At 68.6% G+C, this 24,379-nt stretch carries 24 protein-coding genes and 1 tRNA gene; 6 read left to right on the forward strand and 19 right to left on the reverse strand.

What is annotated here, in order from left to right; all coding sequences use genetic code 11:
• Nucleotides 1–59: 59 nt before the first annotated feature.
• Nucleotides 60–710, reverse strand: a complete 651-nt coding sequence (locus tag KDH83_RS11260; protein ID WP_212315546.1) for a carbonic anhydrase — start codon at nucleotides 708–710, stop codon at nucleotides 60–62.
• A gap of 271 nt (nucleotides 711–981) precedes the next feature.
• Nucleotides 982–1,320, reverse strand: coding sequence for an FxLYD domain-containing protein (locus KDH83_RS11265; protein WP_212315548.1), 339 nt, complete (start codon nucleotides 1,318–1,320; stop codon nucleotides 982–984).
• Nucleotides 1,321–1,764: 444 nt separating this feature from the next.
• Here KDH83_RS11265 and KDH83_RS11270 point away from each other — a divergent pair, with 444 nt between their 5' ends.
• Nucleotides 1,765–2,106: a PsiF family protein gene (locus tag KDH83_RS11270; RefSeq protein WP_103271335.1), complete on the forward strand. Its 342-nt coding sequence runs from the start codon at nucleotides 1,765–1,767 to the stop codon at nucleotides 2,104–2,106.
• Between the two features lie 114 nt (nucleotides 2,107–2,220).
• On the opposite strand, the gene KDH83_RS11275 is transcribed toward KDH83_RS11270, so the two are convergent.
• The 6 genes from KDH83_RS11275 to KDH83_RS11300 form a co-directional block, all read right to left on the reverse strand.
• Nucleotides 2,221–3,261 (reverse strand): cyclase family protein, encoded by a 1,041-nt coding sequence (locus KDH83_RS11275; RefSeq protein ID WP_212315550.1) that lies wholly within the window; start codon nucleotides 3,259–3,261, stop codon nucleotides 2,221–2,223.
• A gap of 17 nt (nucleotides 3,262–3,278) precedes the next feature.
• Complete coding sequence (gene pcaD, locus KDH83_RS11280) at nucleotides 3,279–4,061, reverse strand: 3-oxoadipate enol-lactonase (protein WP_212315552.1); 783 nt, start codon at nucleotides 4,059–4,061, stop codon at nucleotides 3,279–3,281.
• An 83-nt stretch (nucleotides 4,062–4,144) separates the two neighbouring features.
• A complete protein-coding gene (locus tag KDH83_RS11285) occupies nucleotides 4,145–4,441 on the reverse strand; it encodes a YciI family protein (RefSeq protein WP_212315554.1) in 297 nt (98 codons plus the stop codon).
• Between the two features lie 12 nt (nucleotides 4,442–4,453).
• On the reverse strand, nucleotides 4,454–4,729 hold the full coding sequence (catC, locus tag KDH83_RS11290) for a muconolactone Delta-isomerase (RefSeq protein WP_212315556.1): 276 nt from the start codon (nucleotides 4,727–4,729) through the stop codon (nucleotides 4,454–4,456).
• Nucleotides 4,730–4,835: 106 nt separating this feature from the next.
• Nucleotides 4,836–5,483 (reverse strand): 3-oxoacid CoA-transferase subunit B, encoded by a 648-nt coding sequence (locus tag KDH83_RS11295; RefSeq protein WP_212315558.1) that lies wholly within the window; start codon nucleotides 5,481–5,483, stop codon nucleotides 4,836–4,838.
• Nucleotides 5,480–6,169: a 3-oxoacid CoA-transferase subunit A gene (locus tag KDH83_RS11300; RefSeq protein ID WP_212315560.1), complete on the reverse strand. Its 690-nt coding sequence runs from the start codon at nucleotides 6,167–6,169 to the stop codon at nucleotides 5,480–5,482. Before KDH83_RS11300 ends, KDH83_RS11295 begins: the two co-directional genes overlap by 4 nt.
• Nucleotides 6,170–6,317: 148 nt before the next feature.
• Here KDH83_RS11300 and KDH83_RS11305 point away from each other — a divergent pair, with 148 nt between their 5' ends.
• Nucleotides 6,318–7,100: an IclR family transcriptional regulator gene (locus KDH83_RS11305; protein WP_212315562.1), complete on the forward strand. Its 783-nt coding sequence runs from the start codon at nucleotides 6,318–6,320 to the stop codon at nucleotides 7,098–7,100.
• A gap of 50 nt (nucleotides 7,101–7,150) precedes the next feature.
• On the opposite strand, the gene KDH83_RS11310 is transcribed toward KDH83_RS11305, so the two are convergent.
• From KDH83_RS11310 to KDH83_RS11320, 3 genes are all read right to left on the reverse strand, one after another.
• Entirely contained in the window at nucleotides 7,151–7,879 is a 729-nt protein-coding gene (locus KDH83_RS11310) for an SDR family oxidoreductase (RefSeq protein WP_103271327.1), read from the reverse strand.
• Between the two features lie 320 nt (nucleotides 7,880–8,199).
• Nucleotides 8,200–9,540 (reverse strand): TIGR00366 family protein, encoded by a 1,341-nt coding sequence (locus KDH83_RS11315; protein WP_212315564.1) that lies wholly within the window; start codon nucleotides 9,538–9,540, stop codon nucleotides 8,200–8,202.
• Between the two features lie 179 nt (nucleotides 9,541–9,719).
• A complete protein-coding gene (locus KDH83_RS11320; protein WP_212315566.1) occupies nucleotides 9,720–10,655 on the reverse strand; it encodes a 3-hydroxyacyl-CoA dehydrogenase family protein in 936 nt (311 codons plus the stop codon).
• A gap of 467 nt (nucleotides 10,656–11,122) precedes the next feature.
• Between KDH83_RS11320 and KDH83_RS11325 the strand changes: the two genes are divergently transcribed.
• Nucleotides 11,123–11,632 carry a hypothetical protein gene (locus tag KDH83_RS11325; RefSeq protein WP_212315568.1) on the forward strand — a complete coding sequence of 170 codons (510 nt, stop codon included), beginning with the start codon at nucleotides 11,123–11,125 and terminating at the stop codon, nucleotides 11,630–11,632.
• Nucleotides 11,633–11,662: 30 nt separating this feature from the next.
• On the opposite strand, the gene KDH83_RS11330 is transcribed toward KDH83_RS11325, so the two are convergent.
• From KDH83_RS11330 to KDH83_RS11340, 3 genes are all read right to left on the reverse strand, one after another.
• Nucleotides 11,663–15,697, reverse strand: coding sequence for a TonB-dependent siderophore receptor (locus KDH83_RS11330; RefSeq protein ID WP_212315577.1), 4,035 nt, complete (start codon nucleotides 15,695–15,697; stop codon nucleotides 11,663–11,665).
• Between the two features lie 93 nt (nucleotides 15,698–15,790).
• A complete protein-coding gene (locus KDH83_RS11335; RefSeq protein WP_212315579.1) occupies nucleotides 15,791–15,952 on the reverse strand; it encodes a hypothetical protein in 162 nt (53 codons plus the stop codon).
• Nucleotides 15,953–15,988: 36 nt separating this feature from the next.
• Nucleotides 15,989–17,188 (reverse strand): MFS transporter, encoded by a 1,200-nt coding sequence (locus KDH83_RS11340; protein ID WP_212315581.1) that lies wholly within the window; start codon nucleotides 17,186–17,188, stop codon nucleotides 15,989–15,991.
• Between the two features lie 436 nt (nucleotides 17,189–17,624).
• Here KDH83_RS11340 and KDH83_RS11345 point away from each other — a divergent pair.
• Both KDH83_RS11345 and pbpG read left to right on the forward strand, forming a co-directional pair.
• Nucleotides 17,625–17,699 (forward strand) — tRNA-Arg (locus tag KDH83_RS11345).
• A 324-nt stretch (nucleotides 17,700–18,023) separates the two neighbouring features.
• The gene (pbpG, locus tag KDH83_RS11350) at nucleotides 18,024–19,340 is read left to right on the forward strand and encodes a D-alanyl-D-alanine endopeptidase (protein WP_212315583.1); all 1,317 of its coding nucleotides are present in this window, start codon (nucleotides 18,024–18,026) and stop codon (nucleotides 19,338–19,340) included.
• A 69-nt stretch (nucleotides 19,341–19,409) separates the two neighbouring features.
• On the opposite strand, the gene KDH83_RS11355 is transcribed toward pbpG, so the two are convergent.
• Complete coding sequence (locus KDH83_RS11355; protein WP_212315585.1) at nucleotides 19,410–19,799, reverse strand: ribbon-helix-helix domain-containing protein; 390 nt, start codon at nucleotides 19,797–19,799, stop codon at nucleotides 19,410–19,412.
• Between the two features lie 196 nt (nucleotides 19,800–19,995).
• Between KDH83_RS11355 and adhP the strand changes: the two genes are divergently transcribed.
• The gene (gene adhP / locus KDH83_RS11360) at nucleotides 19,996–21,021 is read left to right on the forward strand and encodes an alcohol dehydrogenase AdhP (RefSeq protein ID WP_212315587.1); all 1,026 of its coding nucleotides are present in this window, start codon (nucleotides 19,996–19,998) and stop codon (nucleotides 21,019–21,021) included.
• A 122-nt stretch (nucleotides 21,022–21,143) separates the two neighbouring features.
• Here adhP and KDH83_RS11365 read toward each other — a convergent pair whose 3' ends face one another.
• From KDH83_RS11365 to KDH83_RS11380, 4 genes are all read right to left on the reverse strand, one after another.
• Nucleotides 21,144–21,722 carry a DJ-1/PfpI family protein gene (locus tag KDH83_RS11365; RefSeq protein ID WP_212315589.1) on the reverse strand — a complete coding sequence of 193 codons (579 nt, stop codon included), beginning with the start codon at nucleotides 21,720–21,722 and terminating at the stop codon, nucleotides 21,144–21,146.
• Between the two features lie 122 nt (nucleotides 21,723–21,844).
• A complete protein-coding gene (gene ybaK, locus KDH83_RS11370; RefSeq protein WP_103275764.1) occupies nucleotides 21,845–22,333 on the reverse strand; it encodes a Cys-tRNA(Pro) deacylase in 489 nt (162 codons plus the stop codon).
• A gap of 35 nt (nucleotides 22,334–22,368) precedes the next feature.
• Nucleotides 22,369–23,352, reverse strand: coding sequence for a site-specific tyrosine recombinase XerD (gene xerD / locus KDH83_RS11375; RefSeq protein WP_212315590.1), 984 nt, complete (start codon nucleotides 23,350–23,352; stop codon nucleotides 22,369–22,371).
• Between the two features lie 41 nt (nucleotides 23,353–23,393).
• Nucleotides 23,394–24,299 carry a LysR substrate-binding domain-containing protein gene (locus KDH83_RS11380; RefSeq protein WP_212315592.1) on the reverse strand — a complete coding sequence of 302 codons (906 nt, stop codon included), beginning with the start codon at nucleotides 24,297–24,299 and terminating at the stop codon, nucleotides 23,394–23,396.
• Between the last annotated feature and the right edge of the window lie 80 nt (nucleotides 24,300–24,379).

Raw genomic sequence — 24,379 nt, forward strand, 5'->3', positions numbered from 1 at the left:
GCGCGGCGGTCGGCGCCGCGGCGGGGACGGTCCGGCGCCGCCGCCCGCGACCACGAAGGCTACTTCGTGACGTCGTTTTCCACGCAGGGGTGGAATTCGCCGCTGTCCTTGTCCAGCAGGAACAGCACGCCGGTGGCGACGCCGAAGTAGGTGCCGTGCAGTTCCAGCTCGCCGCTTTCGACGCGGCGGCGGATGAAGGGGAAGGTCAGCAGATTGTTCAGGCTCTGCTTGATCACCGCCAGTTCCAGGCGTTTGAGATCGGCGTTGCGGTCGCCGGTGGATTCGCCCAGGCCTTCGGCCACGGGCTCGATCTGGGTCATCCACTTGCGGATGAAATCGCCGCGGCTCAGCGGCTTGGCGTCGTCGTAGAACGCGCGCACGCCGCCGCAGGACGCGTGGCCCAGCACCACGATGTGCTTGACGTTCAGGCCGTTGACCGCGAATTCGATGGCGGCGCTGGTGCCGTGGTAGGACGATTCGGTGTCCGGGTCACAGGGCGGCACCAGGTTGGCCACGTTGCGCACCACGAACATCTCGCCCGGTCCGGCGTCGAAAATCAGTTCCGGGGCCACGCGGGAGTCGCAGCAGCCAATGATCAGGATTTCCGGGTTTTGCCCGGTTTCCGCCAGCTTCTGGTAGCGCGAACGCTCGGCGGGGAAGCGGCCGTCGAGGAAGGATTGATAGCCTTCGGCGAGTCTTTTGGGGAACATGGTTTTCACATCCTAATAACTGGGCCAGGGAGACTGGCGAGCCGACAGACGCAAGAAGGGGCTTCGCGCGGAAGCCCCTGTCATCGAGTCGGCAATACTAATTTTCCCATAAGTTGGGTCCCCCCCGAAGCGCCTTTGGCGCTTCCCCCTCAGGGGGCGCCGCTGCGGACCGGCGGAGCCGGATCCGCGCGGCCTGGCTTGGGGGGCCGCGCTACGTGGCGGGCGCGGTTGCCGATGCCTGCAAAATAAAAGGGTCGCATTGACGCATGGGCTACCAGGCCTGCACGTCCAGCGCCGTCACCCGCGCCGCCGGCAGCGGCGTCACCGCCCGCACCAGCCGGATCTGTCCGGGCGCCAGCGGCCCCGTCACGCCGTCCTGCACCCGGCCGATCTCGCGGTTTTGTTCGTCGTACAGCACGAAGGTCAGCATGACGCTGTTGATGGGGCGGGCGGACTGGTTGGCGAGCGAGCCGGTGATGGTGGAGCCGTTCTGGGCGTCGCGCACCGTCTGCACGTTGCCCAGCGTGACGCCGTAGGCCAGGCTTTGCGCCGACGCGCCGCCGCCGGCCAGGCAGGCCAGCACGGCAAGGGAGGCTAGGGCGGTTTTCATGGTCGTCTCCTTTCGGGGCTCGCCGCGGCGGGCAAGGCGCGCTGTGTCGCGGCGCTTCTATCTCACACCTTTACGCCCCGGCGCACAACGGGTGGCGAGGGGCAATGGGTAACAGGTTGCGAGGGTTGCACCCAGATTCGACAGGGGATGGCGCGGCTGCATCCGAATGTCTCCAGCTTGCGGGCATTCTAGCGTCGCCGGCGCGTCGCGGCGATGGTCCGGGCCCGCCGCGTTTGTCTATGGTCAGACGGACGCGTGGCGCTTGTTTTTCAGCTGCCAGACAGCTGGCCGGCGACCCTGGCGCCTTAGCGTTTTTTAACTTTTTCCGCTCTTGCGAAGCCCTGGTGTTTGCCCGATGATGAGCACGCCGGCGCCTTGTCCGGCGGACCGTGCGGCCCGATCCCGCGCCCCACAGGCGTCCCGGGCGCTCAAAGGGAGGAATCCATGTTTTCCCGTACCAGCCAGCTGGCTTCGGCCTTAGTCCTTTCCGCCTGCTTCGCCGGGGCCGCGTTCGCGCAGACCGCCGCGCCCGCCGCCGCCCAGCCCGCCAAGACCCCCACGCCGCAGCAGCAGCGCATGGCCGATTGCAACAAGTCGGCCGAGGGCAAGAAGGGCGACGATCGCAAGACCTACATGAGCGCCTGCCTGAAGGGCGAGCAGCCGGCGCCTGCCAAGCAGCTCACGCCGCAGCAGCAGAAGATGAAGGACTGCAACGCCAAGGCCGGCGAACAGAAGCTCACCGGCGACAAGCGCAAGACCTTCATGAGCACCTGCCTGAAGGGTTGAGCGCCTGCGCTTCAAACGCAACCGGGCCGCGCAAGCGGCCCGGCGTGTTTGTGGCGGTCCATTCCGATCCGGCGCGCTGTCTTGCGGGTGTCCGAGCCGGAAGGACGCGCCGCCTCAGACCGTGGCGATCGGCGTCACCGGCGAGCCGATGGCGTGCGGCAGGCGCAGCGGCGGCGCGGTCAGCATGAAGCGGTGACGGCCGTTGGCGCGCAGCCAGTCGGCCAGGTCCTTCAGGTACCACAGCTCGGCCAGCGGCAGGCCCAGCTTGAACAGGCAGTGGTGGTGCAGCGGCAGCATGGCTCGCGGACCGCTGCGCTCGCGCGCGGGATAGGCTTCCACCGCGTAGTTGTCGGCGCAGATGGCGGCGATGCCGCTGTCGGTGATCCACCGCAGCAGCGCCTCGTCGGTGCCGTCCAGCGCGGCGCCGTAGCTGTGCAGCGTATCGGCGTCGGGCTGGCCGTTCATGGCGACCACGGCCTCGGCGTAGCCGGTGCGCAGCACCAGCATGTCGCCCGGCTCGATCTCGATGTCGTCGGCCTCGATCACGCGCATCAGTTCGGCGTGGCCGATCAGCGTGCGACCGGTGCCGTAATGACGTTCCAGGTCGACCAGCACGCCGCGTCCCTGCATGCCTTTCTGCGCCAGGTGTTCGATGCCCAGCTTCAGCGCGGCCGACGGGCCGCCGCTGTCGCAGCCGCAGCCCGCGTGGCTGCCGTCGGCCGGGCCGATCACGTCCACGCCGGCGGCATAGCCGTTGTAGTAGCGCAGCTCGGGCACGCCGTCGCCGTCGGCGTCGAACAGCGCGCCGACGTGGGCCAGCGCGTCCCATTGCGTGGAGTACTGCATGGACAGCAGCACCTGGTCGTCGCTCAGCACGTCCAGCGCGTCGGGATTGATGTTGCGCAGCGGGAAGTTCAGGTAGGGCGTGTCGCGCAGCCGCGTCGGACTCAGCTGCGGCGGATGGCGACGCGGGTTGAGCACGTTGCCGCCGGGCAGGTCCAGCGGCAGCGACAGGCAGAAGGTCTTGCCGGCGCGGATCTCGCGGGCGCCCTTGAGCACCTGTTCTTCGGTGATGAGGTTGAGGCGGCCGAGTTGGTCGTCGGGGCCGAAGTCGCCCCAGTTCGAGCCCTCGGGCCGGTGTTTCCAGCGTTGCATGCGGTGTCCTTCCGGATTCACTGGGCCAGCAGGAAGCCGAGCACGGCGCGGTTGAATTCCTCGGGCCGTTCCCAGTTGGAGATATGTGACGTGTCCAGCTCGACGTAGCGCGCGCCGGGGATGGCGGCCGCCAGCTCGCGGCCCTGGGCCGGCGTGGCGGCCAGGTCGTGGGTGCTGGAGATGACCAGTGTGCGCGCGCGGATGGCGGCGACGCGGTCGCGGTAATCGGCGTCGCGCAGCGCGGCGCAGTTGCGCGAGTAGCCGGCGTCCGACGTGCGGCGCAGCATGTCCACCAGCACTTGCGACAGGCCCGGCTCGGCGGCGCGGTAGCCGTCGGTCAGCCAGCGCTCGACCAGGGCCGGCGCCATTCTTTCCAGCGTCTGTTCAGCCACGGCGTTGATGCGCGTGGTCCAGCCTTCAGCCGAGCCGATGCGGGCGGCGGTGTTGCACAGGATCAGGCCGTCGACCAGTTCCGGGCGGGCCAGCGCCAGCGCGATGCCGGTGGGGCCGCCCATGGACAGGCCGCAGAAGTGGGCGCGCGCGATGCCCAGGCCGTCCAGCAGCTCGGCGACGTCGCCGGCCAGCTGTTCGAAGCGGTATTCGCCGTCGGGGATCGAGGACTTGCCGTGTCCGCGCGTGTCGTAGCGCAGCACGCGGAAATGCTTGCTCAGCTCAGGCACCTGGCGCGCCCACATGTCGGCGCAGGTGCCCAGCGAATTGGACAGCACCAGCACGGGCGCGTCGGCGGGGCCGTCGATGACGTAGTACAGCCGGGCCTGGCTGAGATCGGCATAAGACATGGATGTTCCTCGAGGGTGAAGCCGGACGGCGGCGATGCCGTCCGGCGCATGGGGTGGCCGCGCCGCGCGGGCGGGCGGCGGGCTTACAGGTGGCAGACGCCGTCGACGTAGGCCTTGCGCCAGCGCGTGATGGCCACGCGCTCGAACAGGCCGGCCTGGGCGAAGGGATCGGCGTCGATGAACTGCTGCGCGGCTTCGCGCGTGTCCAGGTCGACCAGGTACAGGCCGCCGCCGGCATCCGTGCCGTCGTCCTGCAGCTTGGCGCCGCAGGCCAGCAGCAGGCCCTTGTTGGCGTCCAGATATTCCAGGTGCGCGGCGCGCTGCTGCTGGCGCACGGCCTGGTGGCCGGGCTTGTCGAAGGTTTCGATGATGTAGGGCATGGCGGCCTCGCCTCAGATGGCCGAGGGATGGCGCGCCAGCGCCGTCACCTGGATGTCCATGTACGGGAACAGCGGCAGCGAGGCCAGCAGGGTGTGCAGCTCGTCGTTGCTTTCCACGTCGAAGATGCTGACGTTGGCGTAGCGGCCGACCACGCGCCACAGGCTCTTCCACTTGCCGTCGCGCTGCAGCTGTTGCGCCAGGGCCTTCTCGTCGGCCTTGAGCTTGTCGGCGCGCTCGGCCGGCATGTCGACGGGCAGATTGACTTGCATTTGAACCATGAACAACATGATGGACTCTCCGGGTTGCGGCCCCGGCGTCGCGGAGCCTGGTCGGGCCGCGCGGCGCGGCCCGGGGTGTCGATAAAGGGCGCGGGCGCAGCGGCCCCGCCCGGGTTCAGTTCGCGAACTTCAGCGGCAGGCCGGTCAGGCGCAGCAGCTCGTCGGGCGTGACGCCGCCGAACAGGTCGGTCACGGTGACGCCGTCGGCGCGGATGTCGAACACCGCCACGTCGGTGTACACGCGTGACACGCAGCGCACGCCGGTCAGCGGGTAGGTGCAAGCCTGCACCAGCTTGCTCTGGCCTTCGCGCGTCAGCAGTTCCATCATGACGAACACGTCCTTGGCGCCGATGGCCAGGTCCATCGCGCCGCCCACCGCGGGAATCGCGTCGGGGGCGCCGGTGTGCCAGTTGGCCAGGTCGCCGTGCTGCGACACCTGGAAGGCGCCCAGCACGCAGATGTCCAGATGGCCGCCGCGCATCATGGCGAAGGAATCGGCATGGTGGAAGAAGGCGCAGCCGGGCAGCTCGGTCACGGGCTGCTTGCCGGCGTTGATCAGGTCGTAGTCCTCTTCGCCCTTGGCCGGCGCCGGGCCCATGCCCAGCATGCCGTTCTCGGTGTGCAGGATGACTTCGCGGTCGGCCGGCAGGTGGTTGGCGACCAGGGTCGGCAGGCCGATGCCCAAGTTCACGTAGGCACCCTCGGGGATGTCGCGGGCGACGCGCGCGGCGATCTCGTCGCGGCTCAGTTTGTTCTGGCTCATTGCTGTTCCTTGGCGGCCGGGGCGGCGTCGATCCGCACCACGCGTTGCACGAAGATACCGGGGGTGACCACGTTCTCGGGATCGAGCTCGCCCAGTTCGACGATCTCGCGCACCTGCGCCACGGCCACGCGCGCCGCGCTGGCCATGATGGGGCCGAAGTTGCGCGCGGTCTTGCGGTACACCAGGTTGCCCCAGCGGTCGCCGCGCTCGGCCTTGATCAGCGCGTAGTCGGCGTGCAGCGGGTATTCCAGCACGTACTGGCGGCCGTTGATTTCGCGGGTTTCCTTGCCCTCGGCCAGCGGCGTGCCATAGCCCGTGGGCGTGAAGAAGGCGCCGATGCCGGCGCCGGCGGCGCGGATGCGCTCGGCCAGGTTGCCCTGCGGCACCAGCTCCAGCTCGATCTTGCCGCTGCGGTACAGGCCGTCGAAGATCTGCGAGTCCACCTGCCGAGGGAACGAGCAGATGATCTTGCGCACGCGGTTCGCGCCCAGCAGCGCGGCCAGGCCGGTGGTGCCGTTGCCGGCGTTGTTGTTGATGATGACCAGGTCCTTGGCGCCCTGTTCGAGCAGCGCGTCGATCAGCTCCATCGGCTGGCCGGCCGTGCCGAAGCCGCCGATCATGACGGTCGCGCCGTCGGGTACGTCCGCCAGGGCGGCCGCCGCGTTGGCAACAAGCTTAGAGATCATGGTGTTCGCTCATAGGTGGCATGTCATAATTTGTTCTTCTATAGAACATTCGTTCTTCTGAAGAACATCGTTTCATGGGGCCGACGCGAGCGTCAAGGCGAGCCGGCACGGCGTCGTCCCCAGGATTTTCATAGGTGGCAGCAGACCGATGGCCGAGCAGGACGCCCAGCAACCCAGCGACAGCTACGTGCAATCCTTCGCGCGCGGGCTGTCCGTGATCCGGGCGTTCGGCCCCGACCGCGCGCAGATGACGCTGTCCGAAGTCGCGGCCGTGACCGGCCTGACGCGCGCCGGCGCGCGCCGCATCCTGCTGACGCTGGAGCACCTGGGCTACGTCACCGTCGAGGACCGCAGGTTCGCGCTCACGCCGCGCATCCTGGAGCTGGGCTACGCCTACCTGTCCGCCACGCCGCTGTGGAACCTGGCGCTGCCGTACATGGAGGAAGTGGCCGAGCAGACGCGCGAGTCCTGTTCCGTGTCGGTGCTGGAAGGCGCCGACGTGGTCTACATCCTGCGCCTGTCCACACACAAGGTCATGACCATCAACCTGGCCGTGGGCAGTCGCCTGCCGGCCTGGGTCACGTCCATGGGCCGCGTGCTGCTGGCCGGCCTGCCCGCAGCCGAACGCGACCGCGTGCTGGCCATGAGCCAGATCCAGGCCTACACGCCGCACACCGTCACCGACGTGGCGGAACTCAGGCGCCTGCTGGACGGCGTGCGCGCCGACGGCTACGCCTGCGTGGCGCAGGAGCTGGAGCCGGGGCTGCAATCGGTGGCCGTGCCCATCGTCGACCGCAGCGGCCGCGTGATCGCGGCCATGAACGTCAGCGGCCACGCCAACCGCTACACGCGCGAGGCGATGCTGGAAGCCTTCCTGCCGCCCCTGCGCCGCGCCGCCGACCAGATCAACCACGCGCTGCTGCGCCGCTAGGCGGCGCGGGCAGGGCGGGTGGCGGAAGGCGGCGGGCATCATGATGGAACTCAGATCGGCGCCACGCCCAGCGTGGTGCCGCCGCACACGTACAGCATCTGTCCGGTGACGAAGCCGTTGTCGGGCGACAGGAAGAACATCGCCGCGCGCGCCACGTCCTCGGGCGTGCCCAGGCGCTTGACCACGATGCTGTTGATGATGCGCTCGGTCTGCGGCGCGCCCGCCGGATTGCTCTTCGTGAACAGGTCCGTGGCGATGGGGCCGGGGCCGATGGCGTTGACCGTGATGCCGTCGCCGCCCAGTTCCATGGCCAGCGTGCGCGTCAGGCCCACCAGCCCGGCCTTGGTGGCCGAATAGACCACGCGGTCGGGCTTGCCCAGCGCCGCGCGCGACGACATGTTGACGATGCGGCCGAAGCCCGCCGCGCGCATGGCCGGCAGCGCCGCCTGCACCAGGATCAGCGCGGTGCGCAGATGCAGGTTGACCACGTAGTCCAGGTCTTCCAGCGTCGCCGTGTCGGCCGTGCCCGGCCGCGTCGCGCCCGCGTTGTTCACCAGCCCCACGATGTCATACGCCGCCGTCACCTCGCGCGCCACTTCCTTCGTGCGCGCCTCGTCGGTCAGGTCGGCCTGGTAAGACACCAGCCCCGCCGGCGGCGCGTCCGGCAGCCGGTAGTCGATGTTCACCACCGCGTGGCCCGCATCCAGCAACATGCGGACAATCGCCGCCCCGATCCCGGCGCTGCCGCCGGTGACAAGGTAAGCCCGTGGTTTGCTCATATCCGCTCCCATATCTTCAGTTCAAAAATCCCGCAAACGCATCACGCCAATCCGCTCGGGCCGTTTGGTACTCCGCAAGAACCAGCCCTTCCAGTCTGAGCCACCCTCCCCAAGCGGGGTCACCACCAGATCCGGCTCCGCCGGTCTGTAGGTGACGCCCCTGGGGGAGCGCGCGAAGCGCGTAGGGGGGGCCTATCCTCCGCAAGAACCGGCCTTTCCATTTCGAGCCACCCTCCCCAAGCGGGGTCACCACCAGATCCGGCTCCGCCGGTCTGTAGGTGACGCCCCCTGGGGGGCGCGCGTAGCGCGTACGGGGGGGCCTAATGTGTGGCGTAGCCCCAAAGCAGGACGGCGGCGATGTGAATCACGCCCACCCACAACATCATGATCACCGTGTAGCCCATCACGTCGCGCAGCTTGAGCTTGGACAGCGCCAGCGCCGGCAGGATCCAGAAGGGCTGCACCAGGTCGTTCCAGGCGTTGCCCAGCATCACGGCCATGGTGGTCTGGTTCAGCGCGCTGCCGATTTCCTTGGCGGCGTCGATCATGAACGGACCCTGGATCACCCAGTGGCCGCCGGCGGACGGCGCGAAGAAGTTGATGACGAAGGAGCTGATCAGGCCCCAGAAGGGCAGCGTCTCGGGCGTGGCCACGTCGACGAAGATCTTCGAAATGGTGGTCACCAGGCCCGAGGCCGCCATGATGGCCATGATGCCGGCGTAGAACGGGTATTGCAGGATGATCCCGGAGATGGTCTTGATGCCCTCGGTCAGCTTGGCCACGTAGGCGGCCGGCGTGCCCAGCAGGATGATGCCCAGGAACAGGATGATGAAGTTGATCAGGTTCAGGTCCAGCGAACCGCCGCCCGTGAAGTGCAGCACCACGTAGCCCACGCCCATCAGGCCGATCAGCAGGCTCAGGATGCGGCTGTTGTTCAGGCGGGTGGCGATGGTGTTCTTTTCCAGCATGTCGTCGGCGCTGCCGGCCTGCGTCGCGTCGCGGTCGATGGCGGGATCCACTTCCACGACCTTGTCGCCCAGCTTGGGATGCAGCCAGGCGTTCAGCAGCGGCAGCGTCACGATGATGACCAGGCTGGTGATCAGCATGGGCACCGAGAAGATGGTCTCGGTCAGCGGGATCACGCCCATCTGGCCGGAAGTCGGATGGCCCGGCGTGGCGACCAGCACGGGGATGCTGGCCGACAGGCCCAGGCCGTACATGGTGAAGCCGCTATAGGCCGCCGCGATGATCAGCGGGTAGTGCACGCCCTTGACCTTCAGCGCCAGCTTCTTGGCGACCACGCCGCCGATCACCAGGCCGAAGCCCCAGTTCAGGTAGCTGCCGATGCCGCCGACCAGCGTGGCGACGATGATGGCGGTGCGCGGCTGGTGCACGTGGCTGACGATGCGGTCCAGCAGGCGGTCGGTCAGCGGCGCGGTGGCCAGCACGTAGCCCATCGCCAGGATCACGGCCATCTGCGTGGTGAAGGCCAGCAGGCTCCAGAAGCCCTTGCCCCAGGCCGTGGTCATGGCCGTCAGGCTCTTGCCCTCGACGCCGATGGCCAGCAGCACGGTGAGCAGCGTCAGCGCGATCGCGAAGACGAAGGGGTCGGGCAGATACTTGCGCATCAGCTCCGTGAAAAAGGACGCCAATTTATTCATGTTGCCTCCAGCAAACTCCGGGTAGGGCGTGGTTCTGTGCGGTTTCCATCGCCGGGCGCATGCGCCTGGCGACGGGACAGCGGTCTTCTTTGTGTGGTCGGGCTCGTGGCCCGGTGGCGGCAGTGGTCGGTGCCCTGCGCCTTATATGTGGATATTCGGTGCGGCCGTGGCGGCTGCGGTCAGCCGCCGCCGGCCTTGCGTTCGAGCCAGGCGGCCAGTTCGGCCAGCGCCTCGCTCTTCTCGCGCAGCACGCGTTCGCGGCGTTCGGGGCTCCAGGCATAGAAGCCCTGGCCGCTCTTGGCGCCCAGCTCGCCGCGCTCGACCTTGCCGCGCAGCAGCTCGGACGGCTCCTGGCGGTTTTCCAGGTCCTGGTACAGATAGCTGGCGATCGCGTGGTGCACGTCGATGCCGTTCATGTCGCGCTGTTCCAGCGGACCCGACAGCGCCAGGCGGATGCCCAGGCTCCACTTGACCACCTCGTCGATGTCCTCGGCGCTGGCCACGCCCTTTTCCAGCAGCGAGATCGCTTCGCGCGCCAGCGCGTGCTGGATGCGGTTGGCGATGAAGCCGGGGATGTCGCGGCGCACCAGCACGGGCCGCTTGCCGACGGCGCGCAGCGCGTCCATCACGGCGGCGACGGTGGCTTCCGAGGTGTCGTCGTTGCGCACCACTTCCACCAGCGGGATCACGTCGGCGGGCGTGAAGAAGTGCGTGCCGACGAAGCGTTCGCGGCGCGTCACGGCGCTGGCCAGGGCGTTGATCGACAGGCCGGAGGTATTGGTGGCGAAGATCGCGCCGGGCGCGCAGATGGCGTCCAGCTTCGCGAAAATGCCGCGCTTGAGTTCCAGGTTTTCCGGCACCGCCTCGATCACCAGATCGCACTCGGCGGCCGCGTCCAGGTCGGGCGACATGCGGATGCGCGCCATCGCCTCGCCCTCGCCGCCGGCGGCGTACACGCCGAGCTGGCGCGCGATGCTGGCGCGGGCCCGGTCCAGCGCCCCGTCCACCGGGTCGATCAGCACGACTTGCGCGCCGCGCGCGGCGAACAGCGCGGCGATGCCGCTGCCCATGCCGCCCGCGCCGACCACGGCCAGATGCTTGAGGGGAGTATTCATGATGGTTCGCTGCCTTGCTGGCGACCGGCTGTGAGGCGGACGCGCGCGGAACCTGGGACTGTCTCTTCCGTGGCGTCTTCCTGTGCGCGCGGCCAGAAAAATCTTTTGTTCTATATACGAACATTTGTGCGTATATAGAATTTCTGTCGAAGATAGTACTAAAAGTGGCGGCAGGTGGACAAATCGGCTTTTTCAAGCGTTCATCAAGTGGACAGTCTGGAGGCAGGATCAGGAGATGCCGAGCGGTCCGCAGATCGTTCTCGCCCGTGGTTGCCGCGACCATGCCGGTCCTTGCCGGCACGTCCAGGCGCGGACCGCAGGCCGTGCAGGCCGGTCAATATTCTTGGAGCGAGCCGCGTGGCTGTGTAAGCTGAGGCGCTTGCGGACCTGGCCGCGCTGGACCCGGCCTGCGCGCGAGCCCGCTTCCGGCTTCGGCCGGATCAGGGCAATACAGAAAGGAGGGCATCATGCATTCCCCACATCAATCCATGCCTTGGCGTTGCGCCATCCTGGCGGCCGCGCTGACGTTCGCGGGCTGCTCCAGTTCGATGGCCAAGCGGCCGCCCACGGCATCGGCGCCAGCTGGCGCCCGCGCCGCGGTCTATCAGGCCATGTTCGCGGACAACGGCTCGGCGATCCAGGGCGGAGCCGCCGCCTTCTGCATCGGCATCGGCGTGGGCTGGAACCTGCGCGATCCGGCCAAGTCCGTGCTGGAGGCGCTGCACGATGAGGCGCGGGTCAAGCCCGCCTCGGCCTGCGATGCCGGCAAGAACGGCGAACGGGTGGTGGACCGCGCCAGCGGCAAGCCGGCGCTGCTGTTCGGCCTGGACCTGATCGACTGCGTGTCGGAATCCGACTGCCGCTTTCGCGGCAGCTATTACGAAGGCAACCTGAGCGCGCAGGGCAATGTGTACCGCGCGCGCCTGGTCAACGGCGCGTGGCAGGCCGCGATGGAATCGCGCGGCCCGGCGTCCTGACGCGGACTCGGCGTCAGGACGCCGCGTGCGCTACCAGCGATAGGTGGCGGTGCCGATGATGCGGCGGGGTTCGCCGTAGAAGCAGCCGTAGGTGCAACTGCCGATGTAGGTCTTGTCGGCCAGGTTGCTGGCGTTCAGCGCGAAGCGCCAGGGTCCGTTGGTATAGCTGACCATGGCGTCCAGCAGCGTGAAGGACGGCACCTCGACCGCCGTGCCATGCGCCATGCCGCGGGTGCTGCCCACATAGCGCAGGCCGGCGCCGACGCGCAGGCCCGGCAGGCCGAAATCGCCGAACCCGTAATCCCCCCAGATCGAGAACTGATTGAAGGGCACCGAATCCAGGCGCCGGCCTTCGGCGTCGGGCTGCAAGGGGCTGGCCTTGAGCGTGCGCGCGTCGGTGTAGGCGTAGGCGGCGATCAGGTTGGCGTTGCGGCCGACGCGGGTGCGCGCTTCCAGCTCCAACCCGCGTGAACGGGCCCTGCCGGCCTGGATCTGGTACGACGTGTCCATGGGGTCCGGCACGGTGAGGTTCTTGCGCGTCAGCTGGTACACGGCGGCCGACAGCATGGTGTCGGAGCCCGCCGGCTGGTAGCGCAGGCCGGCTTCGTATTGCTCGCCTTCGGTGGGCTTGAAGCGGCTGCCCTGGCGGTCCTGGCCGGTGGTCGGCTCGAAGGACTGGCTGTAGCTCAGGAACGGCGCCAGGCCGTTGTCGGCCAGGTAGACCAGGCCGGCGCGGCCGGTGAAGGCCTTGCTCTTCTCGTCTTGCGCGTATTGCTCGCCGGTGAACAGATTGCGCTCGTTGGCGCGCACCCAGTCCTGGCGGCCGCCCAGCAGCACGACCCATTTGTCGGCGATCTTCATCTGGTCCTGGAGATAGATGCCCAGGCGCTTCGTGTCGGATTTTGTTGACGAGTTGATGTTGGGCGTGACGGGTCCCAGCGGGCTGCCATAGACCGGGTCATAGAGATCCAGGTTGTCCAGCGTCTGGAGATAGCGCCGGGTTTCGTGCCTGGGCGTGGAATAGTCCAGCCCGGCCAGCAGCGTGTGTTCGACGATGCCGGTGCGTGCCTGGTATTGCAGCGACGTGTCGGTGGACACGGCCGATGAGCGGTCCACGCGCGGGGAGAAACCGCGGTCCGCGGTGCGACGCCCGTCCGGCATCAGTTGCCAGATATCGGTGGAGCCATAGTCGCTCTTCGCGTTGATGTAGCGCAGGTTGTGCCGCAGCTTCAACTGGCTGGAGAACGCATGCTCGAACAGGTAGCCGACCGAATAGCGCTTCATCTTGAACTCGTCCAATCCGGGTTCGCCGGTGTACCGGTTGCGCGGGATGCGGCCATTGGGGTTCGGCAGCACCGTACCCTGCGCCGGCAGGCCATAGACGTAGACGGTCCGGTCTTGCTGGTACTCGGCCAGCAATGTCAGCGAGGTCGCCTCGTTCGGCTGCCACTTGATGGCCGGCGCGACGTAGGTCCGGTCGTCGGGCACGTGGTCGACGAAGGTATCGCTGTCGCGCCTGAGCGCGGTCAGGCGATAGGACCAGGTGCCGTCCTGATCCAGCGCGCCGCCGAAGTCGGCGGACACCTGCCTGCGCCGGAAGCTGCCCGCTTCCACATTGAGCTCGCGCAGCGGCTCGACGGTCGGACGCTTGCTGACCGTATTGATGACACCGCCCGGCGGCATCGCGCCATACAGCACGGACGAGGCGCCCTTCAGGAACTCGATCCGTTCCAGGCCGTAGGGTTCCTGCCTGCCGTTGTAGATGTTCACGGTGTAAAGCGAGCCGTCGCGGTAGTAGCTGCCCTGGTTCGAGCGAAAACCCCGCAGGAACAGGCTGTCCGTCGTCCGGTCGATGCCCTCGGCGCGACTCACGCCGGCCACATAGCCCAGCGCGTCCTGCATGCTTTGAGACTTCAGCGTTTCGATTTCCTGCGCGCCGATCACGGTGATCGATTGTGGCGTTTCGATGAGGGGGGTGTCGGTCTTGGTGCCGGTGGCGCTAAGGCGTGCCGCATAGCCGGGGAACGGGCCGGCGGCGGTTTCCGCCTGGGCGCCGGTGACGGTCACGGGCTCCAGCAAGGCGGCGTCCTGCGGCGGCGCGGGCTTGAGCGTGTAGCTGCCGTTCGCTTCGCGCGCGGCGCGCAGTCCCTGGCCGCGCAGCAGTTCGGCGAAGCCTTCCGCCACGGTGTAGCTGCCGGACAGCCCGGCGCTGCGCTTGCCCTGCAGCAGGCTGGCGTCCATGGTCAGCTCGACGCCGGCCGCGCTGGCGTAGGCGTTCAGCGCCTGGCTCAGCGGGCCGGCGGCGATCGCGACGCCGCGCCGGCTTTCCGTGGTTTGGGCGAGGACCGCCGCCGGCGTGGCGGCGAGCGCGGCGCCCGCGATCAGCGGCGACGGGCGCAGCTCGCGCTCGCCGTCCATGTGCGCGTGGCTGACGATGATCTCGGGCGCGCAGCGGCACAGCGCCGCATACATGCCTTCGGCCCATTCGCGTTCGCGTTCGGGCGTGGCGCGCGGCGCGCGGGCCTGGCGCAACACCGCCAGCGGCAGCAGCGGATTGGGCTTGGGCGAGGCCGGCAGCACGTCGTCGGTCAGGCCCAGCACCCAGACGCCATCCCAATACCCGCCCTCGGCCTCCAGCAGGCCCAGCACGTCCAGCCGCGCCGACGGGTCGCGCTGCGGCTGGAAGGTGGCCGTCCTGGCCACGCTTTCCAGCAGGCGCACGGCGGCCTGCCCGCCCAGCTTGCCGGCCGCCGGCGCCAGCGCCGAAAAACTGCCCAGCGCCTCGCCCAGCGCGCCCATCACCTGATAGGCCACGCTGTCCAGCGAGGCTTCGCCGGGAAAGCCCAGCGCCGTCAGGGCCGCCTTCATGCGTGGCATCCATACGTCGCAACTGGCCTTGCGGCCGCCTTGCGTCCAGATGTCCATGGCCTGGTTCCAGGCCTGCGCCAATACCGGCGCCATCGAGAGCTGCCTGCGCCATTCCTGCGCGCTGACGCGCTGACGGGCATCGCGCCGCCAGCGCGCGTCGATGGCCGACAGGCGCGAACGCTCGCGCACATCGCCGGCGCAATGGCCGGCCAGCAGCGCGGCGCCCAGCGTCTGCACGCCGCAGCCCTTGCCGTCCGCGCATTCGGCCAGCGCGCGCAGCCAGCCCAGCGCGGCGCGCGCCATCGGCCATTCGTCCAGCGGCCGGCCCACGGCAACGTTGAACGCCAGCGCGGGCGCGCCGTCGCGGCCGGCCAGCGCCTGGCCCAGCACGCGCCGGGCGAATACGGATTCGGCTTCCAGCTGCGGCGAGACGATGGCATAGCGGCCTGCCGGATGGGCCTGCAGTTGCGCCGCGGCCCAGCTCGCGGCGGCGCGCCACTCGCTGCCCTGGTCCGGAGCCTCGAAGCGACGCGGCTGCGCGGGCGCGCGCTGCGCGTCGCGCCACTGGCCAATGTCCGAGCCCTGCGCCGTGAATGCGTGCAGCAGGCGCGCGAAGCGCGGCGAGACGTCGGTGAAGCCGGCCAGCACCAGCCGCTGCGGCGTTGCCAGCCGGCCCTGGCCCAGCGCGTCCAGCACGCGCGCATAGCCCTGGTTCGCATCCTCGGCGTCCAGCTCGGCCAGGGCCGCGCGGTAGCGCAGGCGCCAGCGGGCGAAGCCCTTGTATTCATCGGTGTCCGCGCCCGATGGCACGCGCAGTTCCCACTCGTCCATGAGCAGGTCGGCGTCCATGGCCAGCCGCGCCGCCTGGCGCGCGTCCAGCAGCACGCGCGCGGCCTCCTCGGCGCGGATCGCCTCGGTCCACACCATCTGCGTGGCGAAGCTGTCCAGCCGGTATGCGGGCATGTCGCCGCCCGCGTCGAACGCCAGTTCGTTGGCCGACTCGGCCAGCCAGGCGGACAGGGGCACGATGCGCGGCAACTCGCTGACCTGCCGTTCGGCGCGCAACAGGCCCGCCAGTTCCAGCGTCAGGCGGCGGGCGAGGCGGTTGTTCACGGTCAGCACCAGCGTGCCGGCCGCAGGCAGGCCGCCGATGTCCGGCAATGACAGTTCAGGATAGGAAAGCGGTGCGTCCTGCATGGGCACCCGCCGCGAGCATGGCGCGCGCGGCGGCAAAAGAGGGCCAGGCCGTAGGATACAGCGAGCGCCGCGGCCTGTTTGCGTCCGGGCGTGTCAAAAACCGCAGAGCGCGGCCAGGTTTTCCCAGTGGATCTGCATGTCGGGCGTGGTGTAGCCCCAGAACGCCAGGCCCAGCGTCAGCACCAGCGCCAGGCCGCCCGCGATCCGCCAGCCTCGGCGGATCGGGAGCTTGCTTTCAGGCGGGTGCGGGCTCATATCGGATTCCATGATCGGCCGGAACGGGGATGCGCGTCAGGCGGCGGCGGGCTGCGCCACCGGCTGCTCGCGCACCGGCAGGCACAGCAGCGCGGCCAGCACGGCCAGCACCACGCCCAGCCACCAGACCATATCGTAGTTGCCGGTCTTGGCATAGGCGTAGCCGCCCAGCCAGACGCCGACGAAGCTGCCCAGCTGATGGCCCAGGAACACGATGCCCGACAGGGTGGCCGCATAGCGCAGGCCGTAGATCTGCCCGATCAACCCCTGCGTCAACGGCACCGTGCCCAGCCAGAACAGCCCCATCCAGGCGGCGAACACATACAGCACCCACGACGACAGCGGCAGCCAGAGCAGCAGCAGGATGCCGAAGGCGCGCATGCCGTAGACCACGGCGAGCAGCCGCTTCTTGCTGTACTTGCCGCCCAGCTTGCCGGCATAGAACGAACCCAGCACGTTGAACAGGCCGATCAGCGCAATCGCGGTGGCCCCCTGCGCCGCCGTCAGGCCGCCGTCGGTGACATAGGCCGGCAGGTGCAGCGTGATGAAGGCGGTATGGAAGCCACAGACGAAGTAGCTCCAGAACAGGAAATGGAACGACGGATGCCGCACGGCCTGGCGCACCGCCGAGGCCAGCGATTGATGCGGACCCGCATGGACCTGCGGACGACCGCGCAGGTAATAGGCCAGCGGCGCGGCGCAGGCCACGAACAGGGACAGCACCCACAGCGCGCCCGGCCAGTCCAGGCCGTTGATCAGCACCTGCCCGGTCGGCACCACCGCGAACTGCCCCATCGAGCCGCCGGCGCTGGCGATGCCCATCGCCGTGCTGCGGTAGGCGGGCGGGACCGACCGCGCCACCACGGGCAGGATCACCGGAAAGGTCGTGCCGGCCTGGCCCAGCCCCACCAGCACGCCCGCCGTCAGGTACAGCGTGGTCTCGTCGGTGGCGAAGCGCGTGCCGATCATGCCCAGCATGTACAGCACCGCGCCCAGCGCGATGGTGCGGCCCGAGCCGTAGCGGTCGGCCAGGATGCCCATGAAGATACAGGCGCCGCCCCAGACCAGGTTCTGCAGCGCGAAGGCCATCGAGAACACGTCGCGCCCCCAGCCGTGGGCCAGCCCCATCGGCTGCATGAACAGCCCGAACGTGGCCCGCACGCCCATGGCGAGCAGCACCACCAGCGTGCCCAGGATGAGGGTACGCATGGAAATCTTGTCAATTTGGCTGGACATGAAAGCCGTGTCTCTTATTGAATCGTTATTGATCGTCGAAACGCCGCTCCCCTCCACGGGACGGCGCTGCGCCTGGGGTCAGACCGGCCGGGCGCAAACATGAACATGATAAACAAATGCCGGCGCTGCCCCGGCAATACCCTTGTCGCCGCATCGCCCTTGGCCGGATCGGCGCGGCGCTTCCGTTGTTTTGCGCCGCGCCGGCATGGCCCGGAGCCGCCACGATCCGGCTCCGATTTGGGGCTTGGCCATCCTGCTGATAGACTTGCGTCCGGCTTGAAACGACCGGGCTGCCGGTGACGCGCTTGCGCGGCCCCGGCGACACGCGGCGGACCATAAGGGTGCGCTACACTTTTCCCGGACGTTTCAACGCAGCATCGAGGCCCGGGCGCATGGCGCCAGGCCAGAACCGGTCGCCTCTCGCGCTCGCATCCGTCTCGCCGTAGTTAAATGGATATAACCGGCCCCTCCTAAGGGTCAATTGGTGGTTCGATTCCACCCGGCGAGGCCACTTCCTTCCCCTCCATTCCCCTCCCCCCGCGCCCTTCCGCCGCGCGTGAAAATTGCCCGCGTTCAGCAGGATGAGGGTTATTCCGGGCTACGCTCACGCGCCGTGCGACGGTAGCGTCTCGGGACGCCAATTGTGACGAATCTTTCCGGCGTCAATACGTCCCCATAATTTTTTTCGGCGATGATGGTAATTCGTCTTGCCTACTACTTGAAATTACTGTTTAAATTCGACGCGTAAGCCTCTAATTCATCTGGACTTTTTTTGAAGTGCCTGACGAACGGCGTACGAAACATCTCTATACAGACTGACAAGCCTGCTGAAACCATGGCATTTACCTGGACACGTGCAATTGCGAACGCGATAGCGCCCATGGCGCTGGCGATGTGCGCGCTCCTCCCTCCCGCCGCGCAAGCCGCGAAAAATTCCGATCCTTGCAAGACCAACGCCAAATCGGCGGCCTGCAAGGCGCAACAAGCCAAGAAAGCCCCCGCCCCGTCCGCCAAGTCCGGCGCCGGCAAAGCCGCCGCTGGCAAGGGCGCGTCGCCCAAACAGGCCGCGGGCAAGGCCCCCGCCCCCAAGCAAGCCGCGGGCAAAGGCCCCGCATCCAAGCAGGCCGCAGGCAAGTCGCCCGCGCCCAAGCATGCGGCCGCGCCCAAGCAGCCGGCCGGCAAGAAGGCCGCCGCTCCCAAGGGCGGCAAGCCCGCCGCCGTGGCGCAGAAAGGCACACCCAAGGGAACGCCCAAGGCCAACGCCGCCGGCAAGGGCGGCAAGGGTGGCAAGAACGACAAGCCCAACAAACCCGGCCGTGGCCGGGCGGCGGTCGCCGCGGCGTCCTCGGCCGCCATGCCGCCGCCGGCATCGTCGGTGCGCGCCGAAGCCGCCGCGCTGCGCTCCAGCACCGCCTATGTGCAGGACCTGGAAACCTCCACCGTCCTGTTCGCCAAGAACGAGAACGTGGTGCGCCCGATCGCCTCGATCTCCAAGCTGATGACGGCCGTGGTGGTGGTGGATGCCAACCAGCCCATGAACGAAATGCTGGAGATCACCGATGACGACATCGACGGCCTCAAGCACACGACCTCGCGCCTGCGTGTGGGCACCAGGCTGAGCCGCGGCGACATGCTGCACCTGGCGCTGATGTCTTCCGAGAACCGCGCCGCCAACGCGCTGGGCCGCAACTACCCGGGCGGCCTGCCGGCTTTCGTGGCCGCCATGAACGCCAAGGCGCAGGCGCTGGGCATGCCCAGCACGCGCTTCATCGAGCCCACCGGCCTGTCCAGCGACAACGTGTCCTCGCCGCACGACCTGGCCCGCCTGCTGCGCGCCGCCTCGCAGCGCCCGCTGATCCACCGCTACTCCACCGACACCGAGTACGACGTCGAGATCAACAACCGCACGCAGACCTTCCGCAACACCAATCTGCTGGTGCGCAAGCCCGACTGGGACATCAAGGTCTCCAAGACCGGCTTCATCAACGAGGCCGGCGAGTGCCTGGTCATGCTGGCCCGCATCAACGGCCGCGACCTGGCCATCGTGCTGCTGGACTCGCAAGGCAAGCTCTCGCGCATCGGCGACGCGGTGCGCATCCGCCGCATCGTGCAGAGCGAAGTCGCGCTGGCGCAGGCGCAGCCCGGCGGCTGAGACCGACGCAATCGCCAGATACAGAAAGGGCCCGATCAGATGATCGGGCCCTTTTCCTTTGCGTCGGGTTCAGGCGGCCGCGCGTCGCCGGGTGGGCAGCGGCTGCGCGTCATAGAGCGTGGCGGGCAGGCCCTCCAGCACGGCCTTGGCGTTGAGCGAGCTGATCGGCACCGCCGCGTCCAGCGGAATGCGGCCCTCGGCCTGCAGCAGCTGGTAGCGCAGGCAGCACACGCGCAGGAAGGACGTGAAATTGGCCGCCTGGCCTCGGTATTCGATCAACTCGTCGTAGAGGCGTTCGATGAGCTGCGTGACCCGCATGCCGTCGCGGCCGGCGATTTCCTCCAGCACCTGCCAGAACAGCTGTTCCAGCCGCAGGCTGGTGGCCACGCCGTGCAGGCGCAGCGAACGGGTTTCCGGCGCATAGGACTGCTCGCTGGCGCGGATGAAGATTTCACACATGGGAGCTCCGGATGCGGGGGACGGAACGGCGTGCCATCCAGGCGGGGACGCCTGCCGTCCAATGTACGACGATAGCCGCGGCAGCGGCAAGGCGCTGACGGACCCCGTCCCCGACTCCGGCATCTTGATCTATGTCATGGTCGTCCGTGGCCAGACGGCCGACGATAGGGATATCGACCACACAACGGAGGATCCTATGGACAAGACCATGAAAGCCGCCGTGGCCAGGGCATTCGGCAAGCCGCTGGCCATCGAGGAAGTCGCAGTGCCCCGCCCCGGCGCGGGCGAGCTGCTGGTGAAGATCGAGGCCTGCGGCGTCTGCCATACCGACCTGCACGCCGTGGAAGGCGACTGGCCGGTCAAGCCGAATCCTCCGTTCATTCCCGGCCACGAAGGCGTGGGCCACGTAGTGGCCGTGGGCGCCGGCGTCACCCATGTCAAGGAAGGCGACCGCGTCGGCATCCCGTGGCTGTACTCCGCCTGCGGCCATTGCGAGCATTGCCTGGGCGGCTGGGAAACGCTGTGCGAACAGCAGCAGAACGCCGGCTATTCGGTCAACGGCGGCTTCGCCGAATATGCGCTGGCCGCCGCCGACTATGTGGGCCTGCTGCCCGCCAACATCGGCTTCGTGGAAATCGCGCCCGTGCTGTGCGCCGGCGTCACCGTGTACAAGGGCCTGAAGATGACGGACACGCGCCCGGGCAACTGGGTGGTCATCTCGGGCATCGGCGGGCTGGGCCACATGGCGGTGCAGTATGCCCGCGCCATGGGCCTGAACGTGGCAGCCGTCGACATCGATGACGCCAAGCTGGAGCTGGCCCGCAAGCTGGGCGCCGAGGTGGCCGTCAACGCGCGGACCACGGACCCGGCCGCCTACCTCAAGCGCGAGATCGGCGGCGCCCACGGCGCGCTGATCACCGCCGTCTCGCCCAAGGCCTTCGAGCAGGCGCTGGGCATGGTGCGGCGCGGCGGCACCGTCGCGCTCAACGGCCTGCCGCCCGGCGATTTCCCGCTGTCGATCTTCGACATGGTGCTCAATGGCGTGACCGTGCGCGGATCCATCGTCGGCTCGCGGCTGGACCTGCAGGAATCGCTGCAATTCGCCGCCGAGGGCAAGGTCCGCGCCACGGTCGCGACCGAACGGCTGGAGAACATCAATCACGTGTTCGACCGCATGCGCAGCGGCCAGATCGAGGGCCGCGTGGTGCTGGACTTCGCCTGAGCACGCCCCCCCCGGGCGCGGCACGCGCCGGGTTCGCCAAAAAAGCGGATCCGGGATGACGCGAAACGTCATCCCGGATCCGTCGCACAGGCGCGCCGCACATGGCCCGCGGCGCGTTCAGCTCAATGCGTGATCTTCGTGCCGAGCACGGCCAGGAACTGGGCCAGCCAGGCCGGATGCGCGGGCCAGGCCGGCGCGGTCACCAGGTTGCCGTCGGTATGGGCCTGGTCGATGGCGATCTCGGCATAGGTGCCGCCCGCCAGCCGCACTTCGGGCGCGCAGGCCGGATAGGCCGAGCAGGTGCGTCCCTTCAGGATGCCGGCGGCCGCCAGCAGCTGCGCGCCGTGGCACACGGCCGCGATCGGCTTTTTCGCCTGGTCGAAGGCCCGCACGATATCCAGCACCTTGTCGTTCAGGCGCAGGTATTCCGGCGCGCGGCCGCCGGGGATCACCAGCCCCGCGTAGGACGAGGGCTCGACGCGGTCGAAATCGTAGTTCAGCGCGAAATTGTGGCCGCGCTTCTCGCTGTAGGTCTGCGCGCCTTCGAAATCATGGATCGCGGTGGCGACGGATTCACCGGCCTTCTTGCCCGGGCACACGGCATGCACCGTGTAGCCGACGGCCTGCAGCGTCTGGAACGGCACCATGGTTTCGTAGTCTTCGGCATAGTCGCCGACCAGCATCAGCAAAGTCTTGCTCATTCTCGTCTCCTGGGGGTGGGGGCTGGGCGCCGGCTGCAACGCCGGTTCTTCTGCCTGCAGGCCATTGTGGCCCTGCTCGCGCCGGCGCGGGTGGTATCCCGCTACCACGCGTCGAGCGTCCCCTATTCCAGCGCGACGGTCACGGGCTTGGCGTCCAGCAGGCTGACCAGCACCTTGGGATCGATGCCGACCAGATAGCCGCGGCGGCCGCCGTTGATATAGACCACCGGATAGTCCAGCACCTCGGCCTCGACCCAGACCGGCATGCGCTTGCGCGTACCGAACGGCGAAGTGCCGCCGACCTGATAGCCGGAATGCCGCTGCGCCACGTCGGGATGGCAGGGCGCGACCTTCTTCAGCCCGGCCTGGCGCGCCAGGTTCTTGGTGGAGACTTCGCGGTCGCCGTGCATGACCACGATCAGCGGACGCGCGGCCTCGTCTTCCATCACCAGCGTCTTGACCACTGCGTGCGGGTCCAGCCCCAGCTGGCGCGCTGCCTCGCCCGCGCCGCCATGGTCCACGTAGTCGTAGGTATGTTCCGTGTAGGCCACCTTGTTCTGCTTGAGGAACTGCGTGGCGGGCGTTTCGGAAACGTGGCGGGCTTTGCTCATGGATCGGGACGGGAAAATGGGCGGCGGGCCGTCGCTCAGCCGCGGGGATGGTGGGCCGCGTGCAGCGCCTTCAGGCGCTCGCGCGCGACGTGGGTGTAGATCTGCGTGGTGGAGATGTCGGCATGGCCCAGCAGCATCTGCACCACGCGCAGATCGGCGCCGTGGTTCAGCAGATGCGTGGCGAAGGCGTGCCGCAGCACGTGCGGCGACAGCGGCGCGCGCACGTCGGCCAGCACCGCGTATTTCTTGACGAGCTGCCAGAACGCCTGGCGCGTCATGGCCTCGCCTCGGCCGGTAATGAAGAGCGCGTCGCTGACGCGCCCGGCGGCCAGCTCTGGGCGCGCGCGCGCCAGGTACTGGTCGATCCAGTGCGCCGCCTCGGCGCCCAGCGGCACCAGCCGGTCCTTGCCGCCCTTGCCCAGCACCACGCGCACCACGCCTTCGTTCAGGCTCACGTCCAGCGCGCGCACGCCGACCAGTTCGGAAACGCGCAGGCCGGTGGCGTACAGCGTTTCCAGCATGGCCCGGTCGCGCAGGCCACGGGGCTGTTCCAGGTCGGGGGCGCGCAGCAAGGCATCCACCTGCGCCTCCGACAGGATCTTGGGCATGCGCGGCGCCTGCTTGGCCGCCTCCAGCGTCAGGCAGGGATCGCGCTCGGCGCGATGCTCGCGCAGGGCCCAGGCGTAGAAGCGGCGCAGCGCCGCCAGCCGCCGGTTGGCCGTGGCCGCGCGGGTCTCTTCGTGGCGGAACGCGAACCAGGCTTCGATGTCGGCCTTGCCGGCCTGCGCCAGCGTCTTGGCCGGCCCGGCCGGCAGCGCCTGCCCGCCGGCCGCCTCGCCGTAGCGATCGGCCATCTCGCGCGCGTAGCTTTCCGGGTCTTCCAGCCAGCGCGCGAAGCCGGTCAGGTCGCGCCGGTAGGCCGCCAGCGTATTGGCGGACAGGCCATCCTCCAGCCAGACGGCGTCGATGAAAGCGTCGATGTCGGCCTGGGAAGCGAGCGGCGCGCGGGTCTCTGTCATGAAGGCGGCATGGGATGAAGGCTGGCGCACATTCTACGCATTCAACGCGCGCCCACGCCCGCCGCCGCGACCTGGAGCCAGGCCTCGAACAGCTTGAGCGCCTCCGAGCGCTCGCTGCGCTGCGGATAGCCGAAGAAGTAGCCTTGGCTGACAGTCAGCGATTGCGGCACGGGCAAGGCCAGCGCCCCCTGGTCCAGCGCGGGCTGCGCCAGGAAACGCGGCATCAGGCCCACGCCCAGCCCGGCCTGCACCGCCGCCATCACCATCGTGAACAGTTCGTAGCGCGGCCCGCCCGCCGCCTGCGGACCATACAGGTATTGATTGGCCGCGTACCACTGGCGCCAGGCGTCCGGCCGCGAACTCAGGTGCAGGTGCGTCAGGCCGGCCAGCGCCTCGGCGCCTCGGCCGGTGATGCGCGCGGCCAGCTCGGGGGCGCACACCGGCACCAGCTCGCGCTCGGGGAACAACAGCGCGCCCTGGGTGCCCGGCCACAGGCCGTCGCCGTGATACAGCGCGCCATCGAAAGGCTGGTCCTTGAACTGGAAGGGCAGCGTGCGCACCGACAGGCTGACGGTGATGTCCGGATGGACGCGCTGAAAATCGGGCAGCCGGGGAATCAGCCAGGTGGTCGCCAGCGTGGGCACCACCGCGATATGGATGCTGCGGCCCATGCCGGTGCGGCTGACCAGGCCGAAGGTGTCCTTCTCGATCTGGTCCAGATGGTGACGGATCCGCCCGGCGTACTCGGCGCCGTGTTCCGTCAGCGCGATGCGGCGCCGCACCCGGGTGAACAGCTGCACGCCCAGCCGCGCTTCCAGGCTGGCGACCTGCCGGTAGACGGCGCTATGGGTCAGGGACAGTTCCTCGGCCGCGCGGGAAAAACTGCCCAGCCGGGCCGAGGCCTCGAAAGCCTGCAACGCGCTCAGATTGGGAATGCCGTTTCTCATGGCGGACAGAACCCCGAATGGCCGGCCTCGACGTGCCGGGGGATCAATAGATTGTGCAATTTTATCAATTGCATTGTGCG

The sequence above is a fragment of the Achromobacter sp. Marseille-Q0513 genome (genome assembly GCF_018195695.1).
Lineage (GTDB): Bacteria > Pseudomonadota > Gammaproteobacteria > Burkholderiales > Burkholderiaceae_B > Achromobacter.

Coding starts and splice junctions, on each gene's coding strand:
- KDH83_RS11270 (WP_103271335.1), top strand. CDS start 1,765: ATGTTTTCCCGTACCAGCCAGCTGGCTTCGGCCTTAGTCCTTTCCGCC.
- KDH83_RS11315 (WP_212315564.1), bottom strand. CDS start 9,540: ATGAATAAATTGGCGTCCTTTTTCACGGAGCTGATGCGCAAGTATCTG.
- xerD (WP_212315590.1), bottom strand. CDS start 23,352: ATGACAGAGACCCGCGCGCCGCTCGCTTCCCAGGCCGACATCGACGCT.
- KDH83_RS11320 (WP_212315566.1), bottom strand. CDS start 10,655: ATGAATACTCCCCTCAAGCATCTGGCCGTGGTCGGCGCGGGCGGCATG.
- ybaK (WP_103275764.1), bottom strand. CDS start 22,333: ATGAGCAAAGCCCGCCACGTTTCCGAAACGCCCGCCACGCAGTTCCTC.
- KDH83_RS11295 (WP_212315558.1), bottom strand. CDS start 5,483: ATGAGCCAGAACAAACTGAGCCGCGACGAGATCGCCGCGCGCGTCGCC.
- KDH83_RS11285 (WP_212315554.1), bottom strand. CDS start 4,441: ATGCCCTACATCATCGAAACCTTCGACAAGCCCGGCCACCAGGCCGTG.
- KDH83_RS11300 (WP_212315560.1), bottom strand. CDS start 6,169: ATGATCTCTAAGCTTGTTGCCAACGCGGCGGCCGCCCTGGCGGACGTA.
- KDH83_RS11335 (WP_212315579.1), bottom strand. CDS start 15,952: ATGAGCCCGCACCCGCCTGAAAGCAAGCTCCCGATCCGCCGAGGCTGG.
- adhP (WP_212315587.1), top strand. CDS start 19,996: ATGGACAAGACCATGAAAGCCGCCGTGGCCAGGGCATTCGGCAAGCCG.
- pbpG (WP_212315583.1), top strand. CDS start 18,024: ATGGCATTTACCTGGACACGTGCAATTGCGAACGCGATAGCGCCCATG.
- KDH83_RS11275 (WP_212315550.1), bottom strand. CDS start 3,261: ATGCAACGCTGGAAACACCGGCCCGAGGGCTCGAACTGGGGCGACTTC.
- KDH83_RS11340 (WP_212315581.1), bottom strand. CDS start 17,188: ATGTCCAGCCAAATTGACAAGATTTCCATGCGTACCCTCATCCTGGGC.
- KDH83_RS11305 (WP_212315562.1), top strand. CDS start 6,318: ATGGCCGAGCAGGACGCCCAGCAACCCAGCGACAGCTACGTGCAATCC.
- KDH83_RS11310 (WP_103271327.1), bottom strand. CDS start 7,879: ATGAGCAAACCACGGGCTTACCTTGTCACCGGCGGCAGCGCCGGGATC.
- KDH83_RS11330 (WP_212315577.1), bottom strand. CDS start 15,697: ATGCAGGACGCACCGCTTTCCTATCCTGAACTGTCATTGCCGGACATC.
- KDH83_RS11365 (WP_212315589.1), bottom strand. CDS start 21,722: ATGAGCAAGACTTTGCTGATGCTGGTCGGCGACTATGCCGAAGACTAC.
- KDH83_RS11355 (WP_212315585.1), bottom strand. CDS start 19,799: ATGTGTGAAATCTTCATCCGCGCCAGCGAGCAGTCCTATGCGCCGGAA.
- catC (WP_212315556.1), bottom strand. CDS start 4,729: ATGTTGTTCATGGTTCAAATGCAAGTCAATCTGCCCGTCGACATGCCG.
- KDH83_RS11260 (WP_212315546.1), bottom strand. CDS start 710: ATGTTCCCCAAAAGACTCGCCGAAGGCTATCAATCCTTCCTCGACGGC.
- KDH83_RS11325 (WP_212315568.1), top strand. CDS start 11,123: ATGCATTCCCCACATCAATCCATGCCTTGGCGTTGCGCCATCCTGGCG.
- KDH83_RS11380 (WP_212315592.1), bottom strand. CDS start 24,299: ATGAGAAACGGCATTCCCAATCTGAGCGCGTTGCAGGCTTTCGAGGCC.
- KDH83_RS11265 (WP_212315548.1), bottom strand. CDS start 1,320: ATGAAAACCGCCCTAGCCTCCCTTGCCGTGCTGGCCTGCCTGGCCGGC.
- pcaD (WP_212315552.1), bottom strand. CDS start 4,061: ATGTCTTATGCCGATCTCAGCCAGGCCCGGCTGTACTACGTCATCGAC.